Raw genomic sequence first — 23632 nt, 5'->3', positions numbered from 1 at the left:
GGCCGGCGGTCCGCGCCGCTCAGTGCCGTCTGCGCAGCGCCCTGACCGCGACGACGGCCGAGGCCACCGCGAGCGCCGCCGCCGGGGCCGCCCAGCGCAGGGGGTTGCGGGGCGAGACCGTCTGGGGGGCGGGGACGGGGGCGTACCGGCCGCGGGGCGGGGCGTGGTCCACCTCCTCGGCGCTGCGGCCGATCATCGTCCGCCGGGCGTGGGCCGCCTCGGCGACGACGTCCTCCTCGTCCTCCTCGTCCTCGCCGGCGGGGCCGAGGGAGGGGGGAGGAACCTCCACGTCGAAGACGGAGGGGACCTCCGGAACGGCCCCCTCGGCGGCCCCGGCGGGTCCCGGGGGCTCGGGGGCGGCTTCCTCGGGCTCCGCGGGCTCGACGGGCTCGACGGCTTCCGCGGGTCCGGGTGCGGGGGACGGGGGCGGGGGCGGGGTGTCGTCCGCGTCCGGGGTGGTCTCGAAGTCGGTGGTGGCCCGGGGCTCGAAGTCCCCCGTCGCCAGGAGCTCCGGCGACTCGGGGCCGGGGCCCGGTCCGGACGGCTCCGGGGCGGGCGGCGGGCCGGCCGGTTCCGCCGCCGTGCCCGCCGGTTCCGCCGCCACCGTGGCCAGGTTCTCCGCGAAACGGCTCAGCAGGCGGGTCACCGCCGAGGCCACCGCGTCCGCCGGGAGGTCCGTGATCCGGCCGTCGGCCGTCGCCGTGCCGTCGGCCGTGAGGGTGACGCCACCCTCCGCCTCCCGCAGGCGCAGCCGCAGCGCCAGCTTCACCGAACCGGTGCCGCGGGTCTCCGCCGCGTCGCCCTCGACGGCGTAGGAGCCGTCGTCCCGCCCGGACACCCGCAGGGCGCCCCGGTAGGTGACGGAGTGGCCGCCGACGCGGATCTTCAGCCGGCCGGCGACGGGATCGGGGGCACCGGCGTCGTGCTGGAGCCCGGGCACCGCCCGGGCGACCCGCGCGGGGTCGTCCAGCACCTCCCTGAGCCGCTCCACCTCGACCGGAACGAACACCTCGTGCTCCATGTCTGCGGAGCCTACCCAGGCGACGCCGGGCTGTACCCCTGTCCGCGCGAAGTCGCGGCGCGTCGGTGCCGGACGCGGTGCGGGGCTCACCCGGCGTACCGGGGGTGCACCAGCGTGGACGGCGGCAGCCCGGGCACGCGGGTGCGCGCGGCGGCGCGGGCGTCCGCCGCGAGGGAGGCGTCGGTGAGCGTGCGCGGACGCGGCCCGGACGGGTCGAGGCGCAGTGCGGGGCCCGTGCGGGCGGCCAGGACGAACCCCCAGTCGCGGGGGGCGCGGCCGGGCCCGGCGGCGACGTCGGCGAGCCGGCCGCGCGTGCGGAACGGGGCGGTGCGCAGGCCGGCCGCGCGCAGGGTCGCCTCCACCGTCCAGAAGTCGTGGGGGCGGGACGCCACCGGGCCGCCGTGCACCACGAGCCGCCCGCCGGGTCCCAGGACGCGCCGGGCCAGGCCGTAGAACTCCTGCGAGTACAGCTTGGTGCTCGCGGTGGCCCCGGGGTGCGGCAGGTCCGAGACCACCACGTCGTACGCCGCCGCCGGCGCCCCGCGCAGCCAGTCGAAGGCGTCCCCGGTGGTCACGCGCACGCGCGGGTCGTCGAGGGCGTGCTCGTTCAGCGCGGACAGCGCCGGGTCGCGGCGGGCCAGCCGCACCACGCCCGCGTCGAGTCCGACGACGTCGACCCGGTGCACCCCGGGGTGGCGCAGCACCTCGCGGACGGCCAGCCCGTTCCCGCCGCCGAGGACCAGCACGCGGGCGTGCGGCCCGGTCATCGCGGGGTGCACCAGCGCCTCGTGGTAGCGCCGTTCGTCCCGGCCGCTGACCCGCAGCCGCCCGTCGAGGTACAGGCCCAGCGGCCGGCCGTCCCGGCCGCCGGTGAGCACGACCTCCTGGACCTCGGTCCGCAGGGCCACGCGCACGTCCGGGCCGTACAGGGCGTGCCGGGCGGCGTGCTCGAAGTCGTCGACGAGGACGGCGGCCGAGGCGAGGACCGCGAGCACGCAGGCGTTGGCGACCACCAGCAGCAGGCGGGCGCGACGGGTGAGGTCCTGCCGGAAGAGGCCGAGCACCAGCGCGCCGCCGACGACCGCGTTGACGGCGCCGGTGATCAGCGCGCCGGTCAGCTGGCCGAGGAACGGCAGGAGGAGGAAGGGGAAGGCGAGGCCGCCGACGAGCGCGCCGACGTAGTCCGCGGCGAACAGGTCGGCCACCGCGCCGCCCGCGTCCTGCCGGCGGATCCGCTGGATCAGCTCCATCAGCAGCGGGACCTCGGCGCCGATCAGCAGCCCGGTGGCGAGGGAGAAGACGACCAGGAGGACGCGCGGTCCGCTCGCCCAGGGGCCGCCCCAGTCGCCGGTCCAGGCGAAGACGGCGTACAGGGCCATCGCGCTGCACCCGCCGACGAGGGCGAGCGCGGCCTCGACGGCGCCGAAACCGGCCGCCGCGTGGCGGCGCAGCCGTTTCGCGGCCAGGGATCCGATGCCCATCGCGAAGACCATCACGGACAGCACGACGGACGCCTGGGTGACCGAGTCCCCCATCAAGTACGTGGCCAGCGCGACGAGTTCGAGCTCGTACACGAGTCCGCAGGCCGCACAGACGAACACGCCCGCGAGGACCAGGAACCGTCCGGTGCCCTGCCGCACGGGCAGCCGCACGAGGCCGCCGGGACCGCCGCCGGAGCCGCTTCCGGGGCCGCCGCCGGGGCCGCCCGGCCCGTTCCCGGGCTGCGGGGATCCGGGCGGGGCGGGGGCCTGCGGTTCGATCACCCTGTGACGTTACGTCACGCATCGGGCGCGGATCGTCACCCACACGTGTGGTTTTTGTTTACGCCCGCCCCGCACCGGTACGGGCGGGGGATCCACAGGGGCACGAGCCTCCGGGCTCCGCGCGCCGGCCCCTCACAGCACCGCCGCCGCCCGCGCCCCCACCTTCGTCCGGGTCGTCACCAGCTGCCCGTCCTGCGGATAGGCGTGCCAGGTCCGCCAGTGGACCTGGCCCCCGTGGCGCTGGGCGAGCATCGCGGTGAACGCGTGCGGGCTGCCGGGGAAGACCCCGGCGAGGCCCTGCGGATGGTCGGAGACCAGCGCGAGCAACTCCTGGGCACGGCCCGCGAAGGAGCCCGGGGAGAGGACCTCCACCCGGGCGGCGAACTCGTACTCCCAGTCGTCCACCCGCTTGGCCACGCCCAGCGGAAGGGGTGTGCTGCTGCCCGGAATGCACGCCACCGTCTCCGAGCACAGACCGCGCTCCTCTTCCAGCAGCACTTGGTGGGACGCGCCGAGGAGCCTCAACTGGAGCTTCGCCCCGGGCATGTCGAGGTCGAGGGTGGCCAGCGCGGGAAGCGGCTCGCGTCCCAGGGCCCAGGCGAGGTCGGCCGCGCGCGAGTCGGTGTAGGCGGTGTTCAGGGTCGTGAGCATGGATCGGCTCCGCAAGCACACAAGGAGAGGGAGATGTGGGTCCGCACACCCCGGCCGCACCGGGGAATCAGGCCCGTCAGCCCGGTCGGCCGGCCGGAAGAAGTGTCCGCAGGGAGTCCGAGGGCTGCGTCGGTGATGAGAGGGAATCATGAACTGTGGTGCCGTCACAGCGTTTTTACCCAACTTCGTGCGCTTTCCATCCCCTAGAGGGCTCCTCAGCTCATCTGTTCAACGCCGACGTGCGCTCCCCGATGACGGCGTGCGCCCGTGCACCGCGTCGGCGCACGCTCGGACCGGAACCGGACCGCCGCCCACCGCTCGACGGCACAGCGGGGCCCGCCCCAGGCGCGGACCCCGCTGTCGCGGATGCGTCATCCCCCGAAGGGGAGGCGGGCTGCCCCGTGTCAGCCGCCTCCGCCGCATCCGCCGCCCCCGCAGGACGACCCGCCTCCGCAGGACGAGCCACCTCCGCAGGACCCCCCGCCGCCACCGCCGCCCGCCCACCAGCCGCCGTCGTTGTTGCGGCGGCTCCTGGACGATCCGGAACGGACACCCGTCACCCGGGTACGGCCCGCCGCCCGGCGCGCGGCGGCCACGGCCAGTACGGCGAACAGTGCGAAGACCAGAACCACGACGATGCCGACGACCATGGCGTCGTCCCCCTTTCCGCCCCCGTGATCCCCCGAAGCAGCCCCCCGTGGGTGCCTCGCTCACGTGCGTGACCGGGAGATGCCCACCGCCCGCGCGGCCCAAAGCAGAGTTGAGGAAGTCCAGAGCTTCGGCGCAGGATGGCCGCCATGACCTCCAGCCCGCGCCCCCTGCTGAACCGCCGGCTCGCCGAGTTCGGGACGACGATCTTCGCCGAGATGTCCGCCCTCGCCCTGCGGACCGGCTCCATCAATCTCGGCCAGGGCTTCCCCGACACCGACGGCCCCGAGGAGGTCAGGGAGGCGGCCGTACGGGCCCTGCGCGACGGCCGCGGCAACCAGTACCCGCCGGGCCCGGGCGTCCCCGAGCTGCGCACCGCCGTCGCCGCGCACCAGCGGCGCCGCTACGGCCTGTCGTACGACCCCGACACCGAGGTCCTGGTCACCGCGGGCGCCACCGAGGCGATCGCCGCCGCCCTGCTCGCCCTGGTGGAGCCCGGCGACGAGGTGGTCGCCCTCGAGCCGTACTACGACTCCTACGCGGCCTGCGTCGCCATGGCGGGCGGCCGGCGCGTCCCCGTCACGCTCCGCCCCCGGGAGGGCCGCTTCCGGCTCGACCTGGACGAGCTGCGCGACGCCGTCACCGACCGCACCCGCCTGCTGCTGATCAACACCCCGCACAACCCGACCGGCACCGTCCTGACCCGCGAGGAGCTGGCGGCGGTCGCCGAGCTGGCCGTGGAGCGCGACCTGCTGGTGGTGACGGACGAGGTGTACGAGCACCTGGTCTACGACGACGCCGAGCACGTGCCGCTGGCGACCTTCCCGGGGATGCGGGAGCGCACGGTGACCATCTCCAGCGCCGGCAAGACGTACTCCTTCACCGGCTGGAAGGTCGGCTGGGTGACGGCCGCGCCGGAGCTGGTGACGGCGGTCCGCTCGGCCAAGCAGTACCTGACGTACGTCTCCGCGGGCCCGTTCCAGTACGCGGTCGCCGAGGCCCTCGCGCTGCCCGAGTCGTACTACACCGGGCTCCGGGACGACCTGCGGGCCAAGCGGGACCTGCTGGCGGCGGGCCTGGAGCAGGCGGGCCTGGCGGTCTTCCGCCCGGCGGGCACCTACTTCGTCACCGCCGACATCCGCCCCCTCGGCGAGAGCGACGGCGTCGCCTTCTGCCGCGCCCTGCCGGAACGCGCGGGCGTCGTCGCCATCCCCGCCGCGGTCTTCTACGACCACCGGGAGGCGGGCGCCCCCTTCGTGCGGTTCGCGTTCTGCAAGCAGCGGCCGGTACTGGAGGAGGCGGCGCGGCGGCTCAAGGGCGCGGGGGGCCATTGAACGCGGGGCCCTGGTGGAGGGCATCCGGAAGAACCCCTTTGCCGACCGGTCGCGAGCCCCTGTGTGCCGAGCCGCGTGCGTGACGGTCCTGGCCGTCACGCACGTCACGGCCAGGACCGCTCGATGCGGTCGCGTCGCACCGCGTAGGCCGCAGGACCGCCCCGGCTCACGGCCCGGTGGATCACCTCACGGTGCGCGTCGAGCCGTCCGGCCACCTCGGCACTGCGCAGCTGCTGGTCGTCGAGGTGGAAGAGCACTGCTTCCCGCTCCAGCACCGGCTGGATCTCCAGGTCCCTGCTCCTGATCCGGCCGTCCTTCGAGACCGGTACCCATGACTGGCCGAGACCGTGAGCGATCCAGCCGCACGCCCTCAGCCCTTCCGCGACGCGACGTCCGAGATCGCGGTCGAGGAAGAACTCAGGCGGCAAGGCGCACCACTGCCCGGCACAACGCGTCGTCCTGCCCGGGTGTCATGTCGACGTCGTACGCGATGTCCTCGACGCTCTCCGGGGACTGCCTGCGCCTCAGACCGGTGGGGAAGTCGTCGTCGGGTCCCCGGTTCAGGTAGCGGAGGCAGTCGGAGACCACTTCGTGGACGGGGGCCTGACCGTCCCGGGCCTGCGAAGGTCCCCCAGCCCGTGCTCGACGAAGATGTCCACGCCGTCCGTCGCGATCCGCTTCGGGACAAGGCCGTAGGGGGTGTCGAGTCTCCCGTCCGGGGAGCGGTCGCACACACGCCCGTCTGCTCGGCCGACCGCACGAAGAGGACCCCCGACGAGGTGACCTCGGCAGTCCCGGCAGTGTCCGGGCTCCGGTGCGCGGAAGGCGCGCTCGCAGCCGTCGCAGTTCTTGAAGGACAGCACGGCCGGGCGGCCGGGGACGGGCGGGAGCGGATCCGGGGGCGGCGCGGGCAGCGGGGTTTCCCGGAGGCGGAAGGCGAGGATGCCCGCCGGACGGGCCAGGAAGCCCTGTGGTGAGCAGTGCGGTGATCCGGGAGGGCGCGACACCGGCCGCCAGCCACTCGGTGACGGCCGGCGCCAGGCGCCCGGCCTCCCGCTCGGACAGGACGAGCCGGGGATCGACGCGGCGGAGGGGGGCCGGGACGGCGACCGCCCACGGGCCGGCACCGGCGAGCGCAGTCGTCTCTTCCGGCTGGTCCGGAGTGGGGACGGGAGCTGCTTGAGCAGCCACCGAAGAGAGCCCGGCCCCGCAGCCGGCCGTGGTGCGGCCGGTGCCCGGGCCGGGCTCTCCCCACGAGCGGCGCGTACCCGCCGGTACCCGTCGCGTCGCCGCGTTCGGCGGTGGCCGCCGGGGGGACGGCTACTCCTCGTCGTCCTCGGGCTTGTCCGCCTCGTTGATCTCCTGCTCCAGGCCGAGCTGCTCGACGAGCCACTTGTCGAACTCGATGGCGGCCCGCACCCAGCTGACCGTCGACGAGACGAAGTGCTCCAGGCTGACGCCCATGCCGATCAGCATCTGGGCCTCACCGATGAGACGGACGGTGCCGTCGTCGTGGGTGTGGGTGTAGACCTTGGGCCACAGGGTGCGCCGGTTCCAGTCGTCGACGGACTCGAGCAGCTGCGGCTTCTCGTCGATCTGGTGCGGCCGGTCGTAGAACGTCCGCACGGAGAAGATCTGCTGGTCACCCTCCCCACGGAACATGAAGTAGGTGCGGAACTGCTCCCACGGCGCCGCGAGGTCACCCTCGTCGTCGACGACGTACTTGAGCTCCATCTGGTCGAGGAGCTGCTTCACGAGGTCCTGATCCGGGACGACGGGGCCCGCCGGTCCTTGGGGCTGCGGCTCGGGCTGGCCCCCGAAATTCGGAATCGAGGACGGGTCGATGCTCACCGTGATTTTCCCTTCGTACGGATCCCGCCATCCTCTCCCATGCGGGGAGGGGGGTGGCAAGCCCCGACGTGCCTGTCAGCCGTGGGCTGACTCGATCCGGTCAACGCCGGGGTACCCGGCAGGGCCCGGGCCCAACGTCCCGGGGACGCCGGGCCCGGAAACGGAGCCGTCGCTCAGAGCGACTTCCCGGTCGCCGGCCCCACCAGCAGGCCCTCGCCGAAGCGGTCCACGCGGACCGTGTCGCCGTCCTTGATCTCGCCGGAGAGGATCTCCTTGGCGAGCCGGTCGCCGATGGCGGTCTGGACCAGGCGGCGCAGCGGGCGGGCGCCGTAGGCCGGATCCAGGCCCTCCTCCGCCAGCCAGGCCAGGGCCCCGTCGGTGATCTCCAGGGTGAGCCGGCGCTCGGCGAGCCGCTTGGCCAGGCGGTCGATCTGGAGCTTCGCGATGCGCTCCAGCTCGGGCTTGGTGAGGGCCGAGAAGACCACGAGGTCGTCGAGGCGGTTGAGGAACTCCGGCTTGAAGGAGGCCCGGACCACCTCCAGCACCTGCTCCTTCTTCTCCGCCTCGCTGGTGATCGGGTCGACCAGGTACTGGCTGCCCAGGTTGGAGGTGAGCACCAGGATGGTGTTGCGGAAGTCGACCGTGCGGCCCTGGCCGTCGGTGAGCCGGCCGTCGTCCAGCACCTGGAGCAGGATGTCGAAGACCTCGGGGTGGGCCTTCTCCACCTCGTCCAGCAGCACCACGCTGTACGGGCGGCGGCGCACGGCCTCGGTGAGCTGGCCGCCCTCCTCGTAGCCGACGTAGCCGGGGGGCGCGCCGACCAGGCGGGCGACGGAGTGCTTCTCGCTGTACTCGCTCATGTCGATGCGGACCATGGCCCGCTCGTCGTCGAAGAGGAAGTCGGCGAGCGCCTTGGCGAGTTCGGTCTTGCCGACGCCGGTCGGGCCGAGGAAGAGGAAGGAGCCGGTCGGGCGGTCGGGGTCGGCGATGCCGGCCCGCGAGCGCCGCACCGCGTCGGAGACGGCCCGTACGGCCTCGGCCTGGCCGATCAGCCGCTTGCCGAGCTCGTCCTCCATGCGCAGCAGCTTCTGCGTCTCGCCCTCCAGCAGGCGGCCGGCGGGGATGCCGGTCCAGGAGGCGACGACGTCGGCGATGTCGTCGGGGCCGACCTCCTCCTTGACCATGGTGTCCCTGGCGACCTCCTCCTCGGCCTCGGAGGCGGCCTCCAGGTCGCGTTCCAGGGCCGGGATCTCGCCGTAGAGGAGCTTGGATGCGGTGTCGAAGTCGCCGTCGCGCTGGGCGCGTTCGGCCTGGCCCCGCAGGTCGTCGAGCTTCTCCTTGAGCTCGCCGACGCGGTTGAGGGACTGCTTCTCCTTCTCCCAGCGGGCGTTGAGCCCGCGCAGCTCCTCCTCCTTGTCGGCGAGGTCACGGCGCAGCTTGTCCAGGCGTTCGCGCGAGGCGGCGTCGGTCTCCTTGTCGAGGGCCAGCTCCTCCATCCGCAACCGGTCGACGGCGCGCTGGAGTTCGTCGATCTCGACGGGCGAGGAGTCGATCTCCATGCGGAGCCGGGACGCGGCCTCGTCGACGAGGTCGATGGCCTTGTCGGGCAGGAAGCGGGAGGTGATGTAGCGGTCGGAGAGGGTCGCGGCGGCCACCAGCGCGCTGTCGGCGATCTGGACCTTGTGGTGGGCCTCGTAGCGGCCCTTGAGCCCGCGCAGGATGGCGATGGAGTCCTCGACGGACGGCTCGGCGACCAGCACCTGCTGGAAGCGCCGTTCCAGGGCGGGGTCCTTCTCGATCCGCTCGCGGTACTCGTCCAGGGTGGTGGCGCCGACCATGCGCAGCTCGCCGCGGGCGAGCATCGGCTTGAGCATGTTGCCGGCGTCCATGGCGGAGTCGCCGCCGGCCCCGGCGCCCACGACGGTGTGCAGCTCGTCGATGAAGGTGATGATCTGCCCGTCCGAGTCCTTGATCTCGGCGAGGACGGTCTTCAGCCGCTCCTCGAACTCGCCGCGGTACTTGGCCCCGGCGACCATCGCGCCCAGGTCGAGCGCGACGAGCCGCTTGTCCTTCAGCGACTCGGGCACGTCGCCCTTGACGATCCGCTGGGCGAGCCCCTCGACGACGGCGGTCTTGCCGACGCCGGGCTCGCCGATGAGGACGGGGTTGTTCTTGGTGCGGCGGCTCAGCACCTGCACGACCCGCCGGATCTCCTGGTCCCGTCCGATGACGGGGTCCAGCTTGCCCTCGCGGGCGGCGGCGGTGAAGTCGGTGCCGAACTTCTCCAGGGCCTTGTACTGGCCCTCGGGGTCGGCGGTGGTCACCCGGCGTGCTCCCCTCGCCCTCTGGAAGGCGTCCTGCAGCTTCCCGGCGGTCGCGCCCTGCCGGGACAGCACCTCCGCGGCGGCCCCGCCCTTGGCGGCGATGCCGATGAGGAGGTGTTCGGTGGAGAGGTACTCGTCGCCCAGGTCGCGGGCGCGGGACTGGGCGTCCGCGAGGACGGCGAGCAGCTCGCGGTTGGGCTGGGGCGGAGCGACGGTGGACCCGGTCACGCTCGGCAGCCCGGCGAGGACGCGCTCGGCTCCGGAGCGCACGGCCGCCTGGTCGGCGTCGACCGCGGCGAGCAGGTCCGTGATGTTCTCGTTGTCCTGCCCCTCGAGCAGGGCGAGCAGCAGATGCGCAGGGGTGAGGTCGGGGTGCCCGTCGGTCACGGCCCGGTTGCCGGCGGCGCCCAGCGCGTCCCGGCTCCGGTTGGTCAGCTCGGCGTCCACGTTCGCGTTCTCCTCCTTGCGGTGACCCTTCAGCGCCCTTCGTGGCTGACTGGGTCAACGTACACAAACTTGAGTCTATTCCACTCAAGGTGAAGGGCGGGAGAACCGCACGGTCGAGTTCCGGGGCCGTGGGCGCCGCGTACCCCCCGAACGACCATTACCGGCCATCACGCGACCAGGCCGGTACCGGGAGATATCCCCGGAAAACTGCAGCGGCGTCACCGTGTTCAGGTCACGGTGACGCCGCTGCGGGGGGAAGCACCTGCGCGATCTGTTACGACGGGGGAATCGCGTCAGGCACTGCGGGGGGTGGCAGAGATGGTCCGGGGGACAGGGGAGCCGGACTCCACCTGCCGGCGGTCCCGCTGGTCCAGGTTCACAAAGATCATTCCGTACCGGATGGCACACCGTACGGGCTGCGGCGCCCCCCGGGGCCGCCGCAGGCACCGGAAAGCCCGCACGTCTCCGTCCTCGTCCCGCGTGACGACGACCGGCTCACCGAACACGGTCACCATCAGCGAGTCCCCGTTGTGGGGAATGGCCGTGACCAGGTCGATGAAGTGCCATCCGGACCGGTAGGCGGTCGCCATCTCCCTGCGGAAGGATCGGTCGTCGGGTGGAGTGGTCACGTCAGCTCCCGGCTCCGTCCACCCCAGGGCCGGGCCACTGGGTGTTGTCGGTGCCCGCAGCGTTCGCGCCCACCGAAGGCCACTGGGTGTTGTCGGTGCCGGCGGCGCCCGCGCCCACCGAAGGCCACTGCGTGTTCGCCCGAACGACGTCCTTCCCGTCGGAGAAGCCACTCAGCGCGCCGAGGGCCACAACGGCGGAGAAGGCGGCGACAAGCACCGAGCGAAGCATTTTGTTGCGCATAGTCGGCTTCGTCCTCACTTGAAGGTCCCCTTTTCCCCCGTCGAGTACGACGATGGCTCATTCAGGCACGTCATGGCCACACAATCGGTGCATCATGTTCCTGCATGTTCAGGAGCCTGGGGGGTGGAGATTTGAGCACTAATCGGACCAAGGGTGCACATCCCCACCCGATCACCGAACTCTGCAAGGAAGGCAGTCGTCTCTATACCACAGCGCTGCGTGCCGGGCGCGTCTCACGCGCGGACACCGAAGCCGCTCCCTGCCTCCTCGAACTCGCCCTGCTGCACCCGGACCCGGACGATCCGACCTGGCTGCGCCCCGTGCCGCCGGCGGTCGCGCTGGCACAGCGCCTCCACCCCATAGAGCGGGAGATCACCGAGCACAGACGTCTGTCCGTGCAACTCGCCGACGCCTTCGAACCGTTCATGGCGCTGGGCATGCAGACGACGACCACCAGCGACTCCATCACCGTGCTGGAGGGCGGTGAGCGGATCAACGCGGCACTCAATCTCGCGACCGCCCAGTGCCAGACGGAGCTCCTGACGGTCCAGCCCAGTGACCGCGTCTCCGAACGGAGTCTCCTCCGGAGCCTCGAGCGCGACAAGCCTCTGATCGAACGTGGTGTGAAGGTCCGGAGCCTCTACCAGCACACCGCCCGCTACAACCCGGAGAAGCTGTCCTACGTGGCCCGGCTCTCCGACGGGAAGGTGGAGTACCGCACGATCGACGAGCTGGTGGAACGCCTGATCATCTGCGACGAGACCGTCGCGTTCATCCCCGCGCGCGACGACCACCAGGTCGCCCTCGAACTGCGTCACCCCGGCCTCGTCCGATACCTCGTCAAGGTCTTCGAGTACCTGTGGGACCGCGCGGTACCGATGAGCGCCGGCACGCCGTACGGGGCCGCCACCGACGGCATCACCGAGATCCAGCACTCCATCGCCAAGCTGCTGGTGGAGGGGCACGTCGACGAGGCCATCGCCCGCCGCCTCGGCATGAACGTGCGCACGTGCCGGGCCCACATAGCCAAACTGGCGTCCGCGCTGGGCAGCGGCAGCCGTGCGCAACTGGGCTACCTCATCGCGCAGTCGGGGATCCTCGAGCAGGAGCACTGAGATCCGGGGAGGAGCGAGTCCCACGTGACGGCGAAGACGCACGACCACGGGACGGACGAGTTGTGCGAGACGGGGCTGGAACTGTACGCCCGCGCCCTGCTCGAAGGACACGTCCGCGCGCAGGCGGCACACGCGGTTCCCTGCCCGGTCGACTCCGGCCTGCTGCACCCCGCCGCCGACGACCCGGACCGCCTGGAGCCCGTCGAACCGGTCGTCGCCCTCCACCGGATGCTGCGGGCCTCGGCGGACCGCATCGCCGGGGAACGGCGGCGGGAGGAGCGGCTGGTCGAGACGTTGGAGCCGCTGATGCGGGCGAGCGGGCAGGACCACCTCCTGACGACGCCCGCCATCACGCTCCATCACACGAGGAAACGCATCGGCCAGGTCATCGACGAGGTGATGACCGACGCCGGCGAACTCCTGTCCATCCAGCCGCACACCAGCTACCTGCGCCCCAAGCCGGACATCCACGAGCCCGCGATCCGGCGTGACCAGGCCCTGCTCAGCCGTGGTGGCCGCATCCGCGCCCTCTACCAGCACACCCTGCGCCACGCGCCCGCGCTCACCGCCCGCTACGAACGGCTGAAGGGCGATGTCGAGGCCCGGACGCTGGACGAGATCCCCGAGCGCCTCATCATCGTCGACCGCACGGTCGCGTTCGTCCCCGCCGACGCCGAGCGCAGCTCGGCCCTGGAGGTTCGCCACCCCGCGCTCGTCGGGTACTTCGCCACCACCTTCGACCGCCTCTGGCACCTCGCCACCCCCATGCACCCCCGGGCGGTGCGGCAGCCCGCCCTGAACGGCGTCACCCCCCGCCAGCGCGCCATCGCCGCGCTGCTCGTCGAGGGGCACACCGACGCCGTCATCGCCGACCGGCTCGGCATGAACGTCCGTACCGCCCGCGAGCACATCGCCAAGCTCGCCTCCACCCTCGGCAGTCAGAGCCGGGCCCAGCTCGGCTTCCTCATCGCACGCTCGGGGATCCTCGACCCGGCAGAGTGACCGGGGCCGCCGGGCGGCGCGGGCCGTCCAGGCCGGCCTGCGCGATGCGGACGCCCAGCTGGGTGCGGCTGGCCGCGCCCAGCGTCTCCGACAGGCGGGCGATGTGCGCGCGGCAGGTGCGGACGCTGATCCCCAGCCGCTCCGCGATCACCGCGTCCTGGTGGCCCTCGGCCAGCAGCGCCGCGATGGACTGCTCCCGGTGCGAGATGCCCTCGATGCCGGTGTCGGGCAGCGGGGCGGTCAGCGGGATGGCGAGCCGCCACAGGCGCTCGAAGACCGTGCCCAGGTAGTCCACCAGCGCCGGGTGCCGCAGCTCCAGCGCCATCGTGCGCTCGGCGTTGGCGGGGATGAAGGCGACCGTGCGGTCGAACAGGATCAGCCGCTCGATCACCTCGTCCAGCGTGCGCGCCTCCACCGCGTCGCCCATCAGCTCCAGATAGGTGAGCAGCCCCTGCCCGTGCCGGGCCACGTGCGTGTACAGGTCCCGCATCCGCACCCCGCGGCCGCGCAGCGCCGTCGCCCGGTGCAGCCCCTCCGACAGCTCCGCCTCGCGCCGGATGCCACCGGGCTGGACGGTGAGCACCTCGGTGGTGCAGGCCTGCGTCGCCTCGTCCATCGCCGCCTGGATCCGCGCCAGCCCGTCCAGCACCCGGATCGCCGGGCCCTCGGCGGCCGGCGGGGACTCGGGCGCCTGGCGGCCGAGACCGGCGTACCGCTCGAAGGCGGCGACGGCCGAGCCGACCCGGCGCTGGCTCGCGCTGACCTCGTCGTACATCCCGCGCAGCAACCGGGTCATGACCTCCTGCGGGGAGGTCGGGACCAGCCAGTCCATGTCGTCGGGGTCGGGGTGCAACAGGGCCAGTTCCATCAGGCAGGGCACCGGCTCCGCGTCCCGGCGCGGCACGCGTCCGCGCCGTACGGCCCGGGAATACACGCGATCCCCGGCCTCGCACAGTCGGTCAGCACCGTGTGGATGCCCGTCCGTCCCGTGCCCGGCCATCACCCGTCCCACCCCCGGTTCAGCCACTTTCCGAAGCGCAACTATGCGCGGCCGGAACCGGGTCCGCAACACGGGTCCTCACGGTGCGACCACCGGAAACCACCGGTATGTCCGGCAATTTCCCGGCCTCGGGTCGTGATGTCGCGATAAACCGATCGGGAGTGGCCGAATACCGACGGCCCCCGCGCTCCGCCGACCGGGGCCGGTGGGCACGAGGGCCGCGCGGGGACTGCCGGGGACTACTTCAGACCGATCTCGGCGCACGCCGCCTTGTACTTCGCGGTGCAGATGTCCGACAGCTCGTAGATCCCGTCGGCGACGACGGTGTCCGCGATGTTGTCCTGCGTCAGCGCGACCACGGGCACGAGCTGCGCCGGGATGTCCTTGTGCGTGGGGCTGTCCACCCGGTCGCGGGTCAGCGCGTCGAACTTGATGTCCCGGCTCTGGACCTTCGCCACGGCCATCTCCGCGGCGCTCTCGGCCTCCTCCGGGTAGGACTTGTACACGCTCATGTACTGCTCGCCGGCGACGATCCGCTGCACCGCCGCGAGTTCCGCGTCCTGGCCGGTGATCGGGGGCAGGTCGGTGACGCCGGCGGCCTTGAGCGCCTGGACGATGCCGCCCGCCATGCCGTCGTTGGCGGAGTAGACCGCGGCGATGTTCCCCGCGCCGATCGCGTTGATCGCCTCGGTCATGTTCGCCTGGGCGTTCTCCGGCTTCCAGTCCTTGGTGTCGAAGGACTTGGCGATCGTCACCTTGCCCTTGAGCTCGGACAGCGCGCCCGCCTTGAACTGCTTGGCGTTCGGGTCGGTCGGCGAGCCGTTCATCATCACGATCTTGTCGGTGACGCTCAGGTCGTCCCCGAAGTACTCCAGCAGGGAGCGGCCCTGGACCTCGCCCACCAGCCCGTTGTCGAAGGAGATGTACGCGTCGATCGGGCCCTCGGCCAGCCGGTCGTAGGCGATGACCGGGATGCCCGCCTCCTTGGCCTTCTCCACACTGCTCGCGATGGCCTTCGCGTCGACCGCGTCGAGCACGATGACGTCGACCTTGCTGTCGATCATCTCCTGCATCTGGCTCGCCTGCTTGTCGGCGTCCGCCTCGGCGTTGGCGTACTCGACCTTGCCCTCGTCGTGGGTGAGGGACTCCACCTTCTTCTTGAAGATGGGGTAGTCGAACGTCTCGTACCGGGTGTTGGCCTTCTCCGGGAGCAGCAGCCCGACGGTGAGGTCGTTCCCCCTGGTCGGGCTCGCGTCGTCGCTGCTCCCCGCCGCGTTGAGCACGCCGCATCCGGCGAGCATGACGGACATGGAGGTGGCGGCCACGGATATGGCGATACGACGCATGCGAGGGCTCACTTCAGGTGCGTTCTGGACGTGGGCACAACTTTGTGGCCCATGTGACTGAAAAGCCAACGCTTTCGCCACCACTTCAGTCAAGACCAGCCACTTAACGAGATGGACACATCACGGTGCGCCGAACTCGTGAGGGATCCGCGAACGACCGGCGGGGATCCGACGGCCCCGCGCGCACGCCCCCCTCACGGACGCGCGCGCACACGACGAGGGGCCCGGGGGTCGTCCCGACCCCCGGGCCCCTCGCGGTACTTCGCCGCCGCGTCAGTCCGACTGCTGCTGCCGCTTCGGCCGCCACACCACCAGCGCGCTGGTCTGCTGCACCTCCTGGTACGGCACCAGGTCGCGGCGGTACGAGGCGTGCACCGCCGCCTCGCGCTGACGCATCGCCGCCGCCGCGCCGTCGAGGGCGTCCTCCAGTTCGACCACGCGGGCCTGGAGGGCGGCGACCTGGTTCTCCAGTTCGATGATGCGCTTGATCCCGGCCAGGTTGATGCCCTCGTCCTGCGACAACTGCTGCACCTGGCGGAGCAGCTCGATGTCGCGGGCCGAGTAGCGGCGGCCCCGGCCGGCGGTGCGGTCCGGCGACACGAGCCCCAGACGGTCGTACTGACGCAGGGTCTGCGGGTGCAGGCCGGAGAGCTGGGCCGCCACCGAAATGACGTAGACCGGGGTGTCCTGGGTCAGTTCGTACGGGTTGCGTCGACGGCCGTCCATCTGAATCAAGCTCCCTTCGCGGCCTGGAACAGCTCCGCCCGCGGGTCCTCGCCCGCGGTCGCCTCGCGATACGCCTCCAGCGCGTCACGAGCCTTCCCCGACAGGTCCTTGGGAACACTCACCTCCACGGTGACCAGCAGATCGCCGCGGGTGCCGTCCTTGCGGACCGCGCCCTTGCCCCGCGCCCGCATGGTGCGGCCGTTGGGCGTGCCCGGCGGCAGCTTCAGCGTGACCGGGGGACCACCGAGCGTCGGGACCCGGATCTCCCCGCCGAGCGCCGCCTCGGGATAGGTGACCGGGACGGTGACGGTGAGGTTGTCGCCCTTGCGGCCGAACACCGGGTGGGTGCCGACGTGCACGACGACGTACAGATCGCCCGCCGGACCGCCGCGCTCGCCCGGTGCGCCCTTGCCGCGCAGCCGGATCCGCTGGCCGTCGCTGACGCCCGCGGGGATGCGCACCTGCATGGTCCTCGAGGACTTGGCCCGGCCGCTGCCCTTGCAGACGTCGCAGGGGTCCTCCGCGATCAGACCGCGGCCCTTGCAGTCCGGGCAGGGGTCGGTGAGCGAGAAGCCCCCGCCGGAGCCCCGCGCCACCTGACCGGTGCCGACGCAGGTCGGGCACACGCGTGGCGTGCCGTTCTTGTCGCCGGTGCCCGAACAGGCCTTGCAGGCCGCCTGCGAGGACATCCGCAGCGGGACGGTCGCGCCCTCGGTCGCCTCGGTGAAGCTGAGGGTGACCTCGGACTCGATGTCCTGGCCGCGCCGGGGCTGGGTGCGGGTGGTGCCCGCACCGCCACGGTTGAACAGGCCCCCGAAGACGTCACCGAGGCCGCCGCCGAAGCCGCCGCCCGCGCTCTGCCCGGCGGCCTGGCCGCCGAACAGGTCGCTCAGGTCGAAGTTGAACGAGCCGCCGCCCGCTCCCGGCCCCGGGCGGAAACCGCCGTTGCCGAAGAGCGCGCGGGCCTCGTCGTACTCCTTGCGCTTCTTGGGGTCGCCGAGGACGTCGTTCGCCTCGGAGATCTCCTTGAACCGCTCCTCCGCCTTGGCGTTGCCCTTGTTGGCGTCCGGGTGGAACTCGCGGGCGAGCTTCCGGTACGCCTTCTTGATCTCGGCCTCGGTGGCGTCCTTGGGGACGCCGAGGACCTTGTAGTAGTCCTTCTCGATGAAGTCCTTGGTGCTCATCCCCGACGTCCCTCCTTTCCTGCGTCAGCTATCGCGTCAGCCCTCCTCCGGGCCACCGCTCTCCTTGTTCTCCGCCGTGTCCGCCGCCTCGGTGCCCTCCTCGGCCGGCTTGACCGTCTGCGCGCCGGGCTGCGGTTCGGCCACGGCCACCCGCGCGGGGCGGATGGTGCGCTCGCCGATGCGGTACCCGGGCTGCAGGATCGCCACGCACGTCGTCTCGGTGACGTCCGGGGCGTAGGAGTGCATCAGGGCCTCGTGGATCGTCGGGTCGAAGGGCTCGCCCTCCTTGCCGAACTGCTGCAGGCCCATCTTCGCCAGCGTGGACTCCAGCGACTCGGCGACGGACTTGAACCCGCCGACCACCTCGCCGTGCTCCCGCGCGCGGCCGATGTCGTCGAGCACGGGCAGGAGCTCGGTCAGGAGGTTCGCGACGGCGACCTCCTTGACCGCGATCCGGTCGCGCTCGACCCGGCGGCGGTAGTTCTGGTACTCGGCCTGGAGGCGCTGCAGGTCCGCGGTGCGCTCCCCGAGCGCGGTGCGCACCTGGTCCAGCTGGGCCGTCAGGGCCGCGGTCTGGTCCGTGTCCCCGGCCGGGGCCGCCGCCTCCTCCGCGGAGGGGGTGGGGGCGGCCTTCGGCTCGGCGTCGTCGGAGGGGGCGCCGGAGGGGACGTCGGGCTGCTGCGACTGCTCGTCGAAGCCCGGGGTCTCCTCGGTCACGCCGCACCGTCCTTACGGTCCTCGTCGACGATCTCGGCATCGACGACGTCGTCGTCCGCCTTGGCCTCACCGGCGCCGGCGGAGGCGCCGCCGGCCGCCTGGGCGCCCTGGGCGTCGGCGTACATGGCCTGGCCCAGCTTCTGGGAGACGGCCGCGACCTTCTCCGTGGCGGTGCGGATCTCGGCGGTGTCGTCGCCCTTGAGCTTCTCCTTCAGCTCGGCGACGGCGGCCTCGACCTCGGACTTGACGTCACCGGGGACCTTGTCCGCGTTGTCCGCGAGGAACTTCTCGGTCTGGTAGACGAGCTGCTCGCCCTGGTTGCGGGACTCGGCGGCCTCGCGGCGCTTGTGGTCCTCCTCCGCGTAGCGCTCGGCCTCCTCGCGCATGCGGTCGACCTCTTCCTTCGGGAGCGAGGAGCCGCCGGTGACGGTCATCTTCTGCTCCTTGCCGGTGCCGAGGTCCTTCGCCGTGACGTGCATGATGCCGTTGGCGTCGATGTCGAAGGAGACCTCGATCTGCGGGACGCCGCGCGGCGCCGGCGGCAGACCGGTCAGCTCGAACATGCCGAGCTTCTTGTTGTACGCCGCGATCTCGCGCTCGCCCTGGTAGACCTGGATCTGCACCGACGGCTGGTTGTCCTCGGCCGTGGTGAAGATCTCGGAGCGCTTCGTCGGGATCGTGGTGTTGCGCTCGATCAGCTTGGTCATGATGCCGCCCTTGGTCTCGATGCCGAGGGACAGCGGGGTGACGTCGAGCAGCAGGACGTCCTTGACCTCGCCCTTGAGGACACCGGCCTGGAGCGCGGCGCCGATGGAGACGACCTCGTCCGGGTTGACGCCCTTGTTGGCCTCCTTGCCGCCGGTCAGCTCCTTGACGAGCTCGGCGACGGCGGGCATGCGGGTGGAGCCGCCGACCAGGACGACGTGGTCGATCTCGTTGACGGAGATGCCGGCGTCCTTGATGACGTTGTGGAACGGCGTCTTGCAGCGCTCCAGCAGGTCCGCGGTCAGCTGCTGGAACTGGGCGCGGGTCAGCTTCTCGTCGAGGTGCAGGGGGCCCTCGGCGGAGGCGGTGATGTAGGGGAGGTTGATCGTGGTCTCGGTGGACGAGGACAGCTCGATCTTCGCCTTCTCGGCGGCCTCGCGCAGACGCTGCAGCGCCATCTTGTCCTTGGCCAGGTCCACGCCGTGGCCCGACTGGAACTGCTTGACCAGGTAGTCGACGACGCGCTGGTCCCAGTCGTCACCACCGAGGTTGTTGTCACCGTTGGTGGCCTTCACCTCGACGACGCCGTCGCCGATCTCCAGCAGGGAGACGTCGAAGGTACCGCCACCGAGGTCGAAGACGAGGATGACCTGCTCGTCCTTGTCGAGGCCGTACGCCAGGGCGGCGGCGGTCGGCTCGTTGACGATGCGCAGCACGTTCAGACCGGCGATCTCGCCGGCCTCCTTGGTCGCCTGGCGCTCGGCGTCGTTGAAGTACGCCGGGACGGTGATGACCGCGTCGGTCACCTTCTCGCCCAGGTAGGCCTCGGCGTCCCGCTTCAGCTTCTGCAGCACGAAGGCGCTGATCTGCTGCGGGTTGAAGGGCTTGCCGTCGAGCTCGATCTTCCAGTCGGTGCCCATGTGGCGCTTGACCGACCGGATGGTCCTGTCGACGTTGGTCACGGCCTGGCGCTTGGCCACCTCACCGACCAGCACCTCGCCGTTCTTGGCGAAGGCGACGACGGACGGCGTGGTCCTGGCACCCTCGGCGTTGGTGATGACGGTGGGCTCCCCGCCCTCCAGAACGCTGACGACGGAGTTAGTCGTGCCCAGGTCGATGCCGACCGCACGTGCCATTTCGATTCCTCCAGCTGACTTGAGTGGAACGGACTCAAGCATGCCTGACGCCCGGCGCAGGGTCAACAGAGCTGAGTCGGGCAGACTCAACTCTTATCTGTTCCTTACGCGCAACCGCTCGCTGACCTGCGCGGACGCGGTCGAACAGCGTTGACGAGGCGGAAAAACGGGGGTGACGGAGACCCGTACCAGCGCCAGGACCGCCACCGCGGCCACCCCCGCGACCCACAGCACCGCGCCCCCGGACGCCCATCCGGTGTGCGCGCACACCCCGACCAGTACCCCGCCCAGCGCACCGGCGCCCAGCAGGACGGTCACCGCGTGCGGGGCGAGCCCGAGCCGCCGCAGCCGGTGCCCCAGGTGGTCCGGACCGCCGCCCACCAGGGGCCGCCGGGCCGGCCACCGCGCGAGGACCACCAGCGCGACGTCGGCGCACGCCACGGAGGCCAGCGCGAACAGCACCCCGGCGCTCGGCCCCGCCGCGTGCCCGGCCCGCACGGACACCGCCGCCGCGGCGAGCACGAACCCCGCGAACAGCGAGCCGCACGCGCCGAGGGCGGCCCGCGCGGGGTGCCAGTTGTGGACGAGGAACCCGGCCAGCGCGGCGGCCAGCACGCTCAGCAGCACCGCGATCCCGTCCCTCAGCTCGGCCGCCGCGCAGGCCGCCACCCCGAACGCGGTCACCACCCCCACCGTGCCGGCCAGCCCGTCCGCGTGGTCGAGCCCCCGGAAGGCTGCGGTGAGGCCCACGATCCACCCCACGGCGAGCAGCCCGCCCGGCACCCCGGTCCGCTCGTACGGCACCACCGTCGCCGCCGCCACGGCCGCACCGGCGAGCGGGATCCACCACCGCAGCCGCCACACGTCCGCCGCCAGCCCGAGCGCGCCGACACAGGCCCCGGCCACCAGCAGCCTGCCGACCCCGGTGCCGAGCGGTGCGATCCCGGCCGCGTCCCCGGCGGCCGCGACCAGGCCGGTCACCAGCGCGACGGTCACTCCCCCGGACAACGGCACCGCCCGCCGGCGCCTGCGGTCCAGGGCGCCGAGGCGCAGGGCGGGGAACCGGAGCAGTTCCGTGAGGAGGGCGGCGAGGAGCAGGGCGGTGGTGGCGGCGGCGATCCCGTAGAGCACGGATATAAGTTAGGGGCATATGTACCGATCGGGCGTGAATAACACGATCGGATCCGAGGCGCCACCCGGGCGCCGCCGGGGCACCTCCTCAGGCAACCCTCAGCGACTCAGATCACCCCGCGCCCGGCTACAGTGCGGCTGAGGATGGGGGTACTCTCGAACAGACTGAATAAGTTACCGCTTAGTAATTTCGGGGAAGCCGTACGGGAGCCCCCGACGAAACCCCTCGCAGGCCCGAGGAGCCCCCATGCAACTCGCCGCGATCATCGTGTCGCTGGTCCTGACCGTGGTCGGCGTTGCGCTGCTCGCACGCGCGATCGGCCAGTTCGTCCGGTACTTCAAACTGGGCCAGCCGGTCCCCGCCGGCACCCGGACCGACAATCCCTACCAGCGCAGTGTGACCCTGGTGAAGGAGTTCCTCGGCCACACGCGCATGAACCGGTGGGGAATCGTCGGCGTCGCCCACTGGTTCGTGGCCGTCGGCTTCCTGACGCTGCCGCCGACGATCGTCACCGCCTACGGCCAGCTCTTCCAGGCCGACTGGACGCTGCCGGTGCTCGGCGGCTTCCTGCCGTACGAGATGTACATCGAGTTCATCGGCGCGATGACCACCCTGGGCATCGCCGTGCTGATGGTGATCCGCCTGCTGAGCCTGCCCTCGCGGCCGGGCCGCAAGTCGCGGTTCGCCGGCTCGAAGATGGGCCAGGCGTACTTCGTCGAGTACGTCATCCTCACCATCGGCCTCGCGATCTACGTCCTGCGCGGTCTCGAGGGCGCGATCCACCACGTGGACCACTACGAGGCCGCGTACTTCGCCTCGTACCCCCTGGTCCTCGCCTTCGACGGCCTGTCCGTCGCGACGCTGCAGAACCTGGTCTACCTGTTCGCGATGATCAAGCTGAGCACGACCATGATCTGGATGATCACGGTCTCGCTCAACACCAACATGGGTGTGGCCTGGCACCGCTTCCTGGCCTTCCCGAACATCTGGTTCAAGCGCAACGCCACCGGCGAGACGGCCCTGGGCGCCCTGCAGCCGATGGCCTCGGGCGGCAAGCCGATCGACTTCACCGACCCCGGTGACGACGACGTCTTCGGCGTCTCCCAGGTCGAGCAGTTCTCCTGGAAGGGCCTGCTGGACTTCTCCACCTGCACCGAGTGCGGCCGCTGCCAGTCGCAGTGCCCCGCCTGGAACACCGGAAAGCCCCTCTCCCCCAAGCTCCTGATCATGTCCCTGCGCGACCACGCGCACGCCAAGGCCCCCTACCTGCTGGCCGGCGGCGGCAAGACCATGGAGGGCGAGGAGAAGGCCTCGGAGGAGCAGCTGGCCGGCGTCCCGGCGGCCGCCCTCGCCGAGGCCGAGCGCCCGCTGATCGGCACCGTCGAGGAGAACGGCGTCATCGACCCGGACGTGCTGTGGTCCTGCACCACCTGCGGCGCCTGCGTCGAGCAGTGCCCGGTGGACATCGAGCACGTCGACCACATCGTCGACATGCGCCGCTACCAGGTCATGATCGAGTCGGCGTTCCCGTCCGAGGCGGGCACGATGCTCAAGAACCTGGAGAAGAAGGGCAACCCCTGGGGCCTGGCCAAGAAGCAGCGCCTGGAGTGGACCAAGGAGGTCGACTTCGAGGTCCCGGTCGTCGGCAAGGACATCGAGGACCTGACCGAGGTCGAGTACCTGTACTGGGTCGGCTGCGCCGGCGCCCTGGAGGACCGCGCCAAGAAGACCACCAAGGCCTTCGCGGAGCTGCTGCACATGGCGGGCGTCAAGTTCGCGATCATGGGCGGCGACGAGAAGTGCACCGGCGACTCCGCCCGCCGCCTGGGCAACGAGCCCCTGTTCCAGGAGCTCGGCATGGAGAACGTCATGTCGCTGAACGCGGCGTTCGGCGAGGAGACGGACGACGACGGCAAGGTCACGCCCGAGTCGAGGAAGCCCAGGTCGGCGAAGAAGATCGTCGCCACCTGCCCGCACTGCCTCAACACGCTCGGCAACGAGTACCCGCAGCTCGGCGGCGACTACGAGGTCATCCACCACACCCAGCTGCTCCAGCACCTGGTCGACGAGGGCCGGCTGATCCCGGTCACCCCGGTCGAGGGCATCATCACCTACCACGACCCGTGCTACCTGGGCCGCCACAACAAGATCTACACGCCCCCGCGCGAGATCATCGGCAAGGTCCCGGGCATCCGCAACGAGGAGATGCACCGCCACAAGGAGCGCGGCTTCTGCTGCGGCGCCGGCGGCGCGCGGATGTGGATGGAGGAGCGGATCGGCAAGCGCATCAACAACGAGCGCGTCGACGAGGCCCTCTCCCTCAACCCGGACATCGTCTCCACCGCCTGCCCGTTCTGCCTGGTCATGCTGACCGACTCGGTCAACGGCAAGAAGAACGAGGGCAAGGCCAAGGAGTCCGTCCAGGTCGTCGACGTCGCCCAGCTGCTGCTGGAGTCCGTCAAGACCCCGGCCGGCCCGGCGGGCGACGAGGAGAGCGAGAGCGCCCCGGAGCCCGAGCCGGTGAAGTGATCCCGGCACCGCGAGGATGAAGGGGGCCGTCCGACCGGACGGCCCCCTTCGTCATGTCCACGTACAACCCTCCGGACCCTCCACGGGTCTCCTGAGCGGTGATCACCCGGTGAACCCGGGGTCAATACAGG

General features: G+C 71.8%; 20 protein-coding genes. 4 read left to right on the top strand and 16 right to left on the bottom strand.

What is annotated here, in order from left to right; all coding sequences use genetic code 11:
• Window positions 1–19: 19 nt before the first annotated feature.
• The 3 genes from FHS37_RS10920 to FHS37_RS10910 form a co-directional block, all read right to left on the bottom strand.
• Window positions 20–1021, bottom strand: coding sequence for an SRPBCC family protein (locus FHS37_RS10920; RefSeq protein WP_184819535.1), 1002 nt, complete (start codon window positions 1019–1021; stop codon window positions 20–22).
• A gap of 86 nt (window positions 1022–1107) precedes the next feature.
• On the bottom strand, window positions 1108–2784 hold the full coding sequence (locus FHS37_RS10915; protein ID WP_184819533.1) for a polyamine aminopropyltransferase: 1677 nt from the start codon (window positions 2782–2784) through the stop codon (window positions 1108–1110).
• A 132-nt stretch (window positions 2785–2916) separates the two neighbouring features.
• On the bottom strand, window positions 2917–3435 hold the full coding sequence (locus FHS37_RS10910) for a DUF2617 family protein (RefSeq protein WP_184819531.1): 519 nt from the start codon (window positions 3433–3435) through the stop codon (window positions 2917–2919).
• Window positions 3436–4223: 788 nt separating this feature from the next.
• Between FHS37_RS10910 and FHS37_RS10905 the strand changes: the two genes are divergently transcribed.
• Window positions 4224–5417: a pyridoxal phosphate-dependent aminotransferase gene (locus FHS37_RS10905; RefSeq protein ID WP_184819529.1), complete on the top strand. Its 1194-nt coding sequence runs from the start codon at window positions 4224–4226 to the stop codon at window positions 5415–5417.
• A 104-nt stretch (window positions 5418–5521) separates the two neighbouring features.
• Here FHS37_RS10905 and FHS37_RS10900 read toward each other — a convergent pair whose 3' ends face one another.
• From FHS37_RS10900 to FHS37_RS10875, 6 genes are all read right to left on the bottom strand, one after another.
• Window positions 5522–5845: a PIN-like domain-containing protein gene (locus FHS37_RS10900; RefSeq protein WP_184819527.1), complete on the bottom strand. Its 324-nt coding sequence runs from the start codon at window positions 5843–5845 to the stop codon at window positions 5522–5524.
• Window positions 5835–6005: a hypothetical protein gene (locus FHS37_RS39260; protein WP_229889961.1), complete on the bottom strand. Its 171-nt coding sequence runs from the start codon at window positions 6003–6005 to the stop codon at window positions 5835–5837. The genes FHS37_RS10900 and FHS37_RS39260 overlap by 11 nt, the downstream gene beginning before the upstream one ends.
• A gap of 732 nt (window positions 6006–6737) precedes the next feature.
• Complete coding sequence (locus FHS37_RS10890; RefSeq protein WP_184819525.1) at window positions 6738–7268, bottom strand: YbjN domain-containing protein; 531 nt, start codon at window positions 7266–7268, stop codon at window positions 6738–6740.
• 173 nt (window positions 7269–7441) lie between these two features.
• Window positions 7442–10039 carry an ATP-dependent chaperone ClpB gene (clpB, locus tag FHS37_RS10885; RefSeq protein ID WP_184819523.1) on the bottom strand — a complete coding sequence of 866 codons (2598 nt, stop codon included), beginning with the start codon at window positions 10037–10039 and terminating at the stop codon, window positions 7442–7444.
• 293 nt (window positions 10040–10332) lie between these two features.
• Window positions 10333–10668 (bottom strand): Rieske (2Fe-2S) protein, encoded by a 336-nt coding sequence (locus FHS37_RS10880; protein ID WP_184819521.1) that lies wholly within the window; start codon window positions 10666–10668, stop codon window positions 10333–10335.
• Window position 10669: 1 nt separating this feature from the next.
• Window positions 10670–10909 (bottom strand): hypothetical protein, encoded by a 240-nt coding sequence (locus tag FHS37_RS10875; RefSeq protein ID WP_373304254.1) that lies wholly within the window; start codon window positions 10907–10909, stop codon window positions 10670–10672.
• 104 nt (window positions 10910–11013) lie between these two features.
• Here FHS37_RS10875 and FHS37_RS10870 point away from each other — a divergent pair, with 104 nt between their 5' ends.
• Together FHS37_RS10870 and FHS37_RS10865 are read left to right on the top strand one after the other, a co-directional pair.
• Window positions 11014–12024, top strand: coding sequence for a helix-turn-helix domain-containing protein (locus FHS37_RS10870; protein WP_184819519.1), 1011 nt, complete (start codon window positions 11014–11016; stop codon window positions 12022–12024).
• A gap of 24 nt (window positions 12025–12048) precedes the next feature.
• Complete coding sequence (locus FHS37_RS10865) at window positions 12049–13026, top strand: helix-turn-helix transcriptional regulator (RefSeq protein ID WP_184819517.1); 978 nt, start codon at window positions 12049–12051, stop codon at window positions 13024–13026.
• On the opposite strand, the gene FHS37_RS10860 is transcribed toward FHS37_RS10865, so the two are convergent.
• The 7 genes from FHS37_RS10860 to FHS37_RS10830 all read right to left on the bottom strand — a co-directional run bounded on the left by FHS37_RS10860 (window position 12989) and on the right by FHS37_RS10830 (window position 20971).
• The gene (locus FHS37_RS10860) at window positions 12989–14026 is read right to left on the bottom strand and encodes a helix-turn-helix transcriptional regulator (RefSeq protein WP_184820020.1); all 1038 of its coding nucleotides are present in this window, start codon (window positions 14024–14026) and stop codon (window positions 12989–12991) included. The two genes, FHS37_RS10865 and FHS37_RS10860, sit on opposite strands and share 38 nt — an antisense overlap.
• A gap of 239 nt (window positions 14027–14265) precedes the next feature.
• Window positions 14266–15372, bottom strand: coding sequence for a sugar ABC transporter substrate-binding protein (locus tag FHS37_RS10855; RefSeq protein ID WP_221499588.1), 1107 nt, complete (start codon window positions 15370–15372; stop codon window positions 14266–14268).
• A gap of 273 nt (window positions 15373–15645) precedes the next feature.
• The gene (locus FHS37_RS10850) at window positions 15646–16098 is read right to left on the bottom strand and encodes a heat shock protein transcriptional repressor HspR (RefSeq protein WP_184819513.1); all 453 of its coding nucleotides are present in this window, start codon (window positions 16096–16098) and stop codon (window positions 15646–15648) included.
• 5 nt (window positions 16099–16103) lie between these two features.
• Window positions 16104–17282: a molecular chaperone DnaJ gene (gene dnaJ / locus FHS37_RS10845; protein WP_184819511.1), complete on the bottom strand. Its 1179-nt coding sequence runs from the start codon at window positions 17280–17282 to the stop codon at window positions 16104–16106.
• A gap of 36 nt (window positions 17283–17318) precedes the next feature.
• Window positions 17319–17999 (bottom strand): nucleotide exchange factor GrpE, encoded by a 681-nt coding sequence (gene grpE, locus FHS37_RS10840; protein WP_184819509.1) that lies wholly within the window; start codon window positions 17997–17999, stop codon window positions 17319–17321.
• Complete coding sequence (dnaK, locus tag FHS37_RS10835; protein ID WP_184819507.1) at window positions 17996–19840, bottom strand: molecular chaperone DnaK; 1845 nt, start codon at window positions 19838–19840, stop codon at window positions 17996–17998. Before dnaK ends, grpE begins: the two co-directional genes overlap by 4 nt.
• A gap of 93 nt (window positions 19841–19933) precedes the next feature.
• Entirely contained in the window at window positions 19934–20971 is a 1038-nt protein-coding gene (locus tag FHS37_RS10830; protein WP_184819505.1) for an MraY family glycosyltransferase, read from the bottom strand.
• A gap of 247 nt (window positions 20972–21218) precedes the next feature.
• On the opposite strand from FHS37_RS10830, the gene FHS37_RS10825 reads away from it, so the two are divergent.
• Window positions 21219–23501 carry a (Fe-S)-binding protein gene (locus FHS37_RS10825; protein ID WP_184819503.1) on the top strand — a complete coding sequence of 761 codons (2283 nt, stop codon included), beginning with the start codon at window positions 21219–21221 and terminating at the stop codon, window positions 23499–23501.
• The last annotated feature ends 131 nt before the right edge of the window (window positions 23502–23632 follow it).

The organism is Streptomyces griseomycini, assembly GCF_014203535.1.
GTDB lineage: Bacteria > Actinomycetota > Actinomycetes > Streptomycetales > Streptomycetaceae > Streptomyces > Streptomyces griseomycini.
This window is presented reverse-complemented; position numbering and strand designations above follow the sequence as displayed.